The organism is Ruminococcus sp. (genome assembly GCF_017650195.1).
In the GTDB taxonomy this organism is placed as follows: Bacteria; Bacillota; Clostridia; order Oscillospirales; family Ruminococcaceae; genus Ruminococcus.
This window is the reverse complement of sequence record NZ_JAGCFH010000129.1, coordinates 1-9734: the sequence shown is the minus strand read 5'-3', so window position 1 is coordinate 9734 and position 9734 is coordinate 1. Positions and strand designations below refer to the sequence as shown.

The 9734-nt window shown below is 41.3% G+C and carries 9 protein-coding genes; all 9 read left to right on the top strand.

The features are described from left to right. The coding region (locus J6U00_RS05925) for a hotdog domain-containing protein (protein WP_296580130.1) at positions 1–289 on the top strand (289 nt) is incomplete at its 5' end. A gap of 219 nt (positions 290–508) precedes the next feature. Beyond that, entirely contained in the window at positions 509–1909 is a 1401-nt protein-coding gene (locus J6U00_RS05920) for an MBOAT family O-acyltransferase (RefSeq protein ID WP_296580128.1), read from the top strand. A gap of 15 nt (positions 1910–1924) precedes the next feature. Then, complete coding sequence (locus J6U00_RS05915; RefSeq protein WP_296580127.1) at positions 1925–3400, top strand: DHHW family protein; 1476 nt, start codon at positions 1925–1927, stop codon at positions 3398–3400. Between the two features lie 88 nt (positions 3401–3488). Then, entirely contained in the window at positions 3489–4085 is a 597-nt protein-coding gene (locus J6U00_RS05910; protein WP_296580126.1) for a hypothetical protein, read from the top strand. Then, complete coding sequence (locus tag J6U00_RS05905) at positions 4082–4324, top strand: acyl carrier protein (RefSeq protein WP_296580125.1); 243 nt, start codon at positions 4082–4084, stop codon at positions 4322–4324. Before J6U00_RS05910 ends, J6U00_RS05905 begins: the two co-directional genes overlap by 4 nt. Continuing rightward, positions 4324–5160 (top strand): metallophosphoesterase, encoded by an 837-nt coding sequence (locus J6U00_RS05900; RefSeq protein ID WP_296580124.1) that lies wholly within the window; start codon positions 4324–4326, stop codon positions 5158–5160. The genes J6U00_RS05905 and J6U00_RS05900 overlap by 1 nt, the downstream gene beginning before the upstream one ends. A gap of 144 nt (positions 5161–5304) precedes the next feature. After that, entirely contained in the window at positions 5305–6063 is a 759-nt protein-coding gene (gene rlmB / locus J6U00_RS05895; protein ID WP_296580132.1) for a 23S rRNA (guanosine(2251)-2'-O)-methyltransferase RlmB, read from the top strand. Positions 6064–6081: 18 nt separating this feature from the next. Continuing rightward, positions 6082–8607: a hypothetical protein gene (locus J6U00_RS05890; RefSeq protein WP_296580123.1), complete on the top strand. Its 2526-nt coding sequence runs from the start codon at positions 6082–6084 to the stop codon at positions 8605–8607. Positions 8608–8669: 62 nt separating this feature from the next. Next, positions 8670–9734: LCP family protein (locus J6U00_RS05885; protein WP_296580122.1), on the top strand; the 1065-nt coding region annotated here is incomplete at its 3' end.

Genomic DNA, 9734 nt, shown 5'->3' with positions numbered 1-9734 from the left:
TCCAGAAATGGTCATGCTAATGGAAAAAGCAGCTTGCAACTGCATCTCCGATTACCTCGAAAGCGATGAAACAACAGTAGGTACGGAAATGAATGTAAAGCATATTTCTGCAACTCCAAAGGGCATGAAGGTTTGCGCGGAAGCAGAGCTTATCGAAATAAACGGGAGAGAACTCGTTTTTTCAATTAAATCATACGACGAAGCCGGCGATATAGGCGAAGGGATACATAAGCGATTTATCGTACACGGCGAAAAATTTCTTTCAAAGACCTATTCAAAATTAAACTGAAAAGTTAATTTGCACTTTTTCAGTTTATGAAAAAATCTCGAAAATTAAAATTCATTGTCTTTTCCTCTTGCATTTACTCAGATATTGTTGTATAATTATATATATAGTATTATAATATTCAATTATCTATAGAAAAAAATTTTAATTTTTATTGCTGCGACTGCTTTTACGCAGTAGAAACAGAAATATAAATAACATTAGCAGCAAGGCGGTAGAACAATGGTTTTTTCGAGACTCTTCTTTATATATGTATTCCTGCCCGTATGCCTATTGTGTTATGCACTGGCAAAAGGGACTAAACATAAAAATACGGTGTTGATATTTTTCTCGCTGATTTTTTATGCTTGGGGCGAACCTGTATATATTTTCCTTATGCTGGCAACTGCCGCAGTTAATTATGTCTGCGCTTTGCTTATTGGAAAATATCAGGGTAAGAGGGGCGACACTGCCGCTACTGTATTTGCGGTTGTATACGACCTTCTTATGCTCGGCATATTTAAATACAGCGGCTTTATCGTGGAAAATATCAACGCCCTTTTTTCGTCTTCTATACCTGTGCCTGATATAAGGCTTCCAATAGGTATAAGCTTTTATACATTCCAGACAATATCTTATATCATAGACTGCCACTGGGAAAAAGTCAAACCTCAGAAGAGCTTCAAGAACTTTCTGCTTTATCTTGCCTTGGTCCCACAGCTCGTTGCTGGTCCTATAGTTAGATATAGTAAGATTGAAAAAGAAATAGCTCAGCGTACTATCGAGTTAAGAGACGTGTCGTATGGACTTAACAGGGTCGCACTTGGTCTTGCAAAGAAGGTTCTTCTTGCTAATCAACTCAGTCTCATCGTTGACAGCTTTCTCGGAAATATAGGGAGCTCAACTGTGGCTGGAGCATGGTACGGTGCTATAGCTTACGGATTGCAGATATATTTTGATTTTTCAGGCTATTCAGATATCGCTATAGGACTTGGACGCGTATTTGGCTTCCACTTTGACGAAAACTTCAATCACCCCTTCATTTGCAAGGATATAACCGAATTCTGGCAGCGTTGGCATATATCGCTTAGCACCTTCTTCCGTGATTATGTATTATATATACCTATCTTCGGAAAACGTAGAAAGTACGGTGGACTTTTCCTTGTATGGCTTTGTACTGGTATCTGGCACGGTGCAAGCTGGAATTATGTATTGTGGGGACTCTATTATGGAATATTTATTCTTATTGAAATGCTTATTGGCAAAAAACGCCTTAAAAAAGTCCCTGTTGTAATACGCCACATTTACAGCAAGTTTGTAATTATCATCGGCTTTGCTATATTCTATTTTGAGGATATCGGCAAACTCGGAACCTTCTTCAAGACAGCCTTCGGATTCGGTAGAAATGGCTTTATTGCCGTTCAAGACAAAATATCTGTAGTGAACAATTTGTTCCTACTTGCTGCAGCTGTTATATGCTGCTTCCCACTCATCAAAACAATAGGTAATGCAACGGACAAGCATTTTGTTTCAAAAGCTACCGTATCCTCAGCTGCAGCAGTTGCTTCAGCACTACTGCTCATTATAACAAGCATCCTGCTTGTTGATGCTACGACAAATCCCTTCCTTTACTTCAGATTCTAACACGAGGCAAGAGAAATGAGAAAACAAAACGATAACATATCTGCTGTCAAAAATATAAACAATATGGCGGATAAAACCCAAAACGATCATACCGGAGTTGCGATTTCTATCGGAGCTTCTGACCGCGCCAGGACTACAATAGATGTTCCGATAAAGGCAAAAAAACTAAAAAATCAACGCAGAAAAAAAGCGCTCAATACTATTGCACTTGCAAATATCCTTCTTCTTGGTGCTGTATTTACTGGCGGATTCATTTATATAACCATGCTCCCACATGAAACTATTGCCGATGATGAAAACCGTCTCCTTGCTAAATTCCCTAAATTCAACGCAAAAGCTTATGCAAACGGCGATTTCACTGAGGGAGTTGCAAATTATTTTGACGATACAGTTCATAACCGCTCGGATATAAAGCAGTTCATTGCAGAAGCTCTTATGCCTATTAAAGGTTTGAAATATGGAGGAGACTGCGCCGAACTCTACGGAAATGGCATTGAAAAAAAGGAAACACCTCCTGTCACAACCACAACTACACGGACAAACTGTGTTTCAACCGTAGTCACTACCGTTACATTGACAACCACTGTACCATCTGTGGAGGAAGAGCCTGCTGACGGTGAGCTTACTAATAATATTCTTATCGTAAACAAACGCGGTATAAATCTCTACGGTGGCGCATGGGGTGCTGAACAGGAGTATGCTTCATATATCAACGCATACAAAGAAGCTCTCCCGAATGTAAATGTATATTCAATGGTACTTCCTACGGCAAGTTCATTCTATATTCCAGATAAGTACAAGGATCTTGCACAGAGCGAAAAAGAAGACTTTGACAGAATAAACGAAGCTCTTGTGAACATAATTCCCGTAGATGCATACTACGCTCTTAACACTCATAAGGACGAAGCTATATATTCGCGCACAGATCATCACTGGCAGCCACTTGGAGCATATTACGCTGCAGAACAGTTTGCTTATGCAGCCGGTGTCCCCTTCAAAAAGCTATCAGAATACGAAAAAGTAACTCTCCCAGGCTACGTTGGTACTTTGTATATGTATACCCAAAGTGCGACACTGCTCAATAATCCAGAGGATTTTGTATATTACAAACCCAAGGAGCCAGTAACCGTTACGCAATATGATACTTGCTTCGGCTCACCTGTTTTTGCCGAACTTCTTCTTGATCCATCATCGATGCCGAATTCAGGCTATTATATGGTGTTCGGTTCAGACGAACGCATCGTACAAGTTAATACTGAGTGCAAAAACGGCAGAACTCTTGTGATATTCAAGGATAGCTACGGGAATGCTCTGCTCCCGATGCTGACAGGTTCATTTGAGAATATCTATCTCTGCGATATTCGATACTTTGACCTGAATGCTGTTGAATTCATAAAAAATGTACAGGCTACAGATCTTCTTTTTACAATGTGCTCATTCTCGGCTGCCGGAGGCAACCGCTACAGTATATACAACAATCTGATAAAATAAGGAGTCAAAATGAAAGAACTCAACTTTCCATTTGACAGCAAGGACATAGTCCTAAGAAGACTTGCCCTAAGAAAGCGGCTCCTATCTGATGGAAATGTACGCGGCAAACATTCAGAGAGCGGCTCAGCGTAAAAGTTTTGAAAATTATAAAGACTATCTTTCAAGTCTTGAAATGAGCGCTGTGATCTGCGGCTTTAAGCCTGTTTATAGACAGCGTATTACTCAGCTCACTAATAAGAGCAATCAGTTTAATCTCACTACCCGCCGCTATAACGAGAACGAAATACATGAAGTCAGTGTCAGTCATAATCATATTTGCCTGTGCGGACGTCTTCTTGATAAATTCGGAGATAATGGCATTGTATCTGTCTTTATCGGCAGGATAAATGGAAATGCACTTGATATGGAGCTCTGGTTAATGAGCTGCCGTGTGCTCAAACGTGATATGGAGCTCGCCATGCTCGATGAGCTTGTAAAAGAAGCAAAGCTTGCAGGAATAAGCCGCATAAATGGATACTATTACAAGACCATAAAAAACAGCATGGTCTCTGAGTTTTACAGCTCTATCGGCTTTGAGCTTAACAAAAGGCTTGAAAACGGTGATTCTGTCTGGCATCTTGATATCAGTGACTATGAAAACAAAAATAAAGTTATAAAAATAATTGAAAAGGAGAACTTAACATGAATGAAAACGAAATAATCCCCCGTCTCAATAGTGTTTTCAGAGACATATTCGGAGATGATTCGATATCAGTCTCTGCTAATACTACATCAGCGGATATTGAAGACTGGGACAGTCTTGCGCATATAACTCTGATGGACGCTGTTGAAAACGAATTCGGATTACGCTTCAAAATGCGCGAAGTCTCTTCCATGAAAAACGTGGGCGATATGATAAATCTCATTGCTGAAAGAGGCAGATAATGTCTGCAAAAAAGCGAAAAATAATAATTATTGCTGTCATTCTTCTGTTACTTGCCACACTGAGCGCATGGGGCTTTACTATGCAGACAGTGTATTACAATGTCAGAACGAATAAGTTGTCCAAACAACTGCGCATAGTATTCATCTCCGATCTGCATAACTGTTTCTATGGTGGTACAGATCAGTCGGCTATTATAGACGAAGTCCGCGAAAATCAGCCGGATATCGTGATTTTTGGCGGAGATGTCATAGATCAGTGGGGTGGAACTAAATATGCTCTCAGGCTTATATCAGAGCTAAGTAAGGACTATCCTTGCTTTTATACTCCCGGCAATCACGAAGAAACACGCAGCGATAAAGAAGAATTTTACAGTGAGGTCGGCAATTTTTGCCCTGTCATAATGGGCAACTATGAACAGACCTGCATAAACGGACAGAATATCCGCATATACGGTGCTCTTGATTCGATCGAATGGGGCAGAAACAAAACACAGTTAGAGGAGTGCTTTGATACTCTTGACGCTAATTATTATAATATCCTTATCATTCATGCGCCTGATCAGATAAACTTCTGTCTTGGCAGATCGGAAAATAAATACTTTGACCTTATACTCTCCGGTCACGCTCACGGAGGTCAGTGGAGAATTCCCAAAATTCTCGATCAGGGACTTTACGCACCGGATCAGGGACTGTTCCCTGATTATACAACAGGCATGTACGAATACGGAGATACAGTACATATTATAAGCCGCGGTCTTGCTAAGCCTCTCAGAATGATTTTTATTCCTCGTATTTTCAATCATCCAGAGCTTTCTGTAATCACTGTCGGACAATGACTGTTTTCATATAATAAAGTGCGCCTAAAAAATACTTGTAATTTCACTTTAATAATGGTATAATGAAAATATCGTTTCCCTGACGGGAATATGCTTAATATACAGAACAAAAGGAGCATGGGCATCCCACGCCCGTTATTTGATATGGAAAAAGATATAAAGATAACAGAAAAGTCCGATAATATTATATGCGGACGTAATCCCGTCATCGAGGCTCTTAAATCAGGAGCTAATCTCGATACCATATACATTGACGGGAATGGCGGAAGTCTCAGTCTTATCCGCCGACTTGCAAAGGAAAAAGGAATCGTAGTCAAGGACGCAGACGAAAAAAAGCTTTCACGCCTCTCCGGCGGTGCTTCACATCAGGGCGTCGTTGCCGAAGGAGCCTGCGGCGAATATGCTTCATTAGAGGATATACTCGAAGTTTCCCGCAGAAAAGGAACAAAGCCATTTATAATTATATGCGACGAGATTGAGGACCCACATAACCTCGGAGCAATTATCCGTACAGCCGAAACATCAGGCGCTGACGGCGTAATAATTCCCAAAAGAAGAAGCGCCTCCCTAAATTCAACGGTCTTTAAGACCTCGGCAGGCGCTGCAAGTTATGTTCCGGTCGCAAGAGTTTCGAACCTTGCTTCATGCATTGACACACTTAAGGAAAATGGCGTATGGATATACGGTACTGACGCTTCGGGCACTGACTATACCAATACTGACTTCACAGACGGAGTCGCACTGGTTATAGGTTCAGAGGGTTTCGGTATCAGTCAGCTAATCCAGAAAAAATGCGATTTTATGATAAAACTCCCAATGCTCGGTAAAATCAATTCACTCAACGCTTCCGTAGCGGCAGGCATCTTCATGTATGAGGTGCTGCGTCAGCGCGGTAGCAAATAAAATAATAAGGAGATAATCATGTCGGATCAGAAACCATCGCTTGAGGATATTCTGGACGAATATTCTCCGGACGGCGAACACATAAAGGCAGCCGGCAGAGTCGATACTCAGAAAATACTCAATTCGACAGTAGAGGCTCCCGATATTGTGGAAAAAGCAAAGTCCAGGCCTCCTATATCACACGAAAAGTCAGCACTTTTTGACAATGCACTTAGGAAAGATAATCCAGCAGATGAAATAAAGCCCGCCGACCTTTCAAGACACAAAATAGCTGTTGTCAGCTCTGATGCTATGAGCGAAATACGCTCAAATCCGCAGAGAAAGCCAATACCATCAGGTACTATAACTCCTGTACAGATGACACCCGACGAAGCGCCTAAAATAAGACGTATGAGCGAGTCCACACGTGCTAAGGAGATGGAAAACAAGAAGAACAAGAAAAAACATCGTGGTAAGGACAACGACTATACTTATGCAAAAGAAACTCCTGACGGAGAGTATATGTATACTCCGCCTGAATTCAAAAAGAAAAAGCGCAGCCGTATACAGATTATACACGAGGCTGAAAGTCCTGAGGGAAAGAAGCAGATAACCGATATCGTTCCCTCTCCTGCCGCTGTGGAGGCTGCAAAACCTGTCGAACCAGCTCCTAGAGCTGAGCTCACAAGTATAAACCTCAGCGAAAAAGCACATATAGATGCAGGTCAGCTCGATGTCCATATAACTCAAGAAGCCGAAGAGTTCATGTCGGTACACTCAAAAAATAAGCGTACAAAGCGTATAGTTGATTTCAACTACTACGGAGACGTAGAGGACGTCGGACGTGATATTTACGAGCTGAAAAGCACCATTTCGGTTAGAGTAGTTATACTTGCAATGACTGCATTTCTAAGTCTTTTCATCACTCTTTCAAATCAGTTTAATCTTCCGATAATAGATGCTTTCAGTATGTCACATATCAAGACATATCTTAGTATTCACCTTATTCTCGGAGTTGTATCGATACTGTCGTCTATGGCTGTCATAACAAAGGGTGTGCGGAAACTTTTCACTATGAAGGCAGACAGCGATTCCATGACAGCAGTCACAGCTCTATCATGCCTTATTGCGATTATACCTGCATTTTTAAGTCCACAGCTTGTAAGTTCTGAAAATATCCACATATATATGCCTGTGGGAATACTTGCATTGTTTATAAATTCTCTTGGCAAGCTTCTCATTATAAGAAGAGCGGCCCGTAATTTCAGATTCGTCTCCAAGAACTTTGACCGTCACGGAGTTACATATGTAACTGATGAGGACCGAGCTGAAAGAATAACTAGAGGTACACTCGGCGACTTCCCGATTATGGCTTCTATGAGAAAGACCGATTTTCTTACTGATTTTCTCAGGTATACCTATTCATCGGACATGACAGACGACTTCTGTCGTAAAGCTACGCCGCTGTGTCTCATCTCTTCAATAATTGTATCCCTTTTCCTCACACTTTTCTGTAAAGGGACCATTATAAGCCTTGAATCCGCAGCCTTTGGTTTTTCGATATTTAGTATGATTATATGTGCAACGTCATGTATAGCCATGCCTTTCGTTGTAAATATCCCTCTTGAAAACGTTTCAAAGAGCGCAATCAAAAATAAGGGAATAATGCTCGGCTATCAGAGCGTTGACGATTTCTATGACACAAATTCAATACTTATTGACGCAAATACACTCTTCCCCGAAGGTACTGTCAGACTGGACGGCATAAAGGTATTCTCCAATACAAAACTTGACGAAGCCTTTCTTGAGGCTGCAAGCCTTACTGCCACAGCAGGCAGTGTTATGTCACAGCTTTTTACTGACGTCATCGCTGGAAGGAACGGTTCCCTTTATTCTATCGAGAACTACTCATACGAGGAAGGCATGGGTATGTGCGGCTGGATAAACAACAAACGTGTACTTTTTGGAAACCGTGAACTTATGACAAGCCACAATATCGAAGGTGTCCCAACAAAGGCGCAGGAGGCTGAATCAGTCGACGAGGGCAAGGAAGCTCTTTATCTCTCGATATCAGGCAATCTTGCAGCAATGTTCGTTGTTGACATAGTTGCAGACAGATACGTTAAGCGTTGGGCAAAGAAAATTTGCAAACACAAAATATGTATGTTCATTAAGAGCATAGACCCTTGTATAACCGTTAAAAAGCTCAACAAGCTCTTCGGCATTCCTGAGGAAATGGCAAGAATAATCCCCAAGAAGCATCACGAAGACTTCTACGAGGAAACAAAAAAATCTGTTCGTCTGAGCGCTTCAATGGCTACAACCGGCAAATTCTCTTCACTTGCTGAGCTCTTGATTGGCACAAAGGTGGTACATACTTCCTCCATAATCGGACTAATACTTCAGACGGCTTCAATACTGCTCGGTTTCGTGCTTTGTATGCTGCTGATACTGTCAAAAGCATTCCGTTCAAATTATGTGTATATGTCAGCCACTGCACTGACTGTATACAATCTCGCATGGACAGTACTTACTTATATAGCAGTAAGCCTCAAGAAAACATGACATAAGAAAAGAACCTGTATCATTAATGGTACAGGTTCTTAAAGCATAGAAAGGAGTCAATTATGCCACATAGATATAACGGCAAAGACGACAATGATATCCCCAATACTGACAATGAAGAAACTATGCTCATTACCGGATCTTCAGGTGGCAATGAGCCACAGAGAAGAGAACTGCCGCCTCTAAAAAGAGTGAACCGGAGGGCACAACAGCAGGAACAATCCACAGTACAGTCCCCTGCTCAATCTGATATATCAGATGAGCCGCCTCCGTTTCCCCAATCGCAAACACCTCCGCAGTTTCCTCATTCCTCTGCGCCTCCTCCACTTCCTCCAAAGCATCCGGATTACAATGAAAGAGATTATTACGATTATAATCAGCAGTCTCCTCAGAATTATTCCGGAGGATACTATCCGCCTCCCTCAACACCAGTAACAGCTCCTCCACCTTCGTCTCAGCAAAGACCAAAAGACAAGAAAAAAATACAGTCTATTAAGTATGACAAAGATGAAGTAGCAAAGAAGAAACGTAAACATAAATCAATTTTCAGAAGGATAATAGGACGGATATTCAAAATAGTACTCCTATTGTTTCTGCTTGTTTTCTGCATCTACTCATGTACCGCTGTATGTCTTATCAAAAAAATAAATCAAGTACCTTCAGAAAATCGAATCCATTATGCAGATTCTTTAGGCAGAGGACACGTTAGAAGTATACTGGTTATTGGTACTGATGGAAGAACTGCTAACGAACAGGGGCGCTCAGACTCAATGATACTGATCTCGCTCAATAGCAAGACAAAAGAAATAATTATGACCTCGTTCATGAGGGACTGTTATGTAGAGATCCCTGATAACGGCTGGAACAAACTCAATGCCGCTTACGCTTATGGCGGAGCTGATCTTCTTATGAAAACGATTGAGAATAATTTTGATGTCCGGATAGATGATTATGTTTCAGTTGACTTTGCTTCTTTCGTATCCGTTGTTGACGCAGTAGGCGGAGTTGATATCGAAGTATCAGATGCAGAAGCAGAACAGATTAATATCATACTTATATCCGAACTTAACGGAATAATGGGTGACGATATAAACGCTGACCTTCTCGGTAGCGGCGGAAAACTCCAC

What these genes read in the sequence shown, in the direction of transcription:
- J6U00_RS05920 (WP_296580128.1), top strand. Translation starts at nt 509, where the DNA reads ATGGTTTTTTCGAGACTCTTCTTTATATATGTATTCCTGCCCGTATGC.
- J6U00_RS05915 (WP_296580127.1), top strand. Translation starts at nt 1,925, where the DNA reads ATGAGAAAACAAAACGATAACATATCTGCTGTCAAAAATATAAACAAT.
- J6U00_RS05910 (WP_296580126.1), top strand. Translation starts at nt 3,489, where the DNA reads ATGGAAATGTACGCGGCAAACATTCAGAGAGCGGCTCAGCGTAAAAGT.
- J6U00_RS05905 (WP_296580125.1), top strand. Translation starts at nt 4,082, where the DNA reads ATGAATGAAAACGAAATAATCCCCCGTCTCAATAGTGTTTTCAGAGAC.
- J6U00_RS05900 (WP_296580124.1), top strand. Translation starts at nt 4,324, where the DNA reads ATGTCTGCAAAAAAGCGAAAAATAATAATTATTGCTGTCATTCTTCTG.
- rlmB (WP_296580132.1), top strand. Translation starts at nt 5,305, where the DNA reads ATGGAAAAAGATATAAAGATAACAGAAAAGTCCGATAATATTATATGC.
- J6U00_RS05890 (WP_296580123.1), top strand. Translation starts at nt 6,082, where the DNA reads ATGTCGGATCAGAAACCATCGCTTGAGGATATTCTGGACGAATATTCT.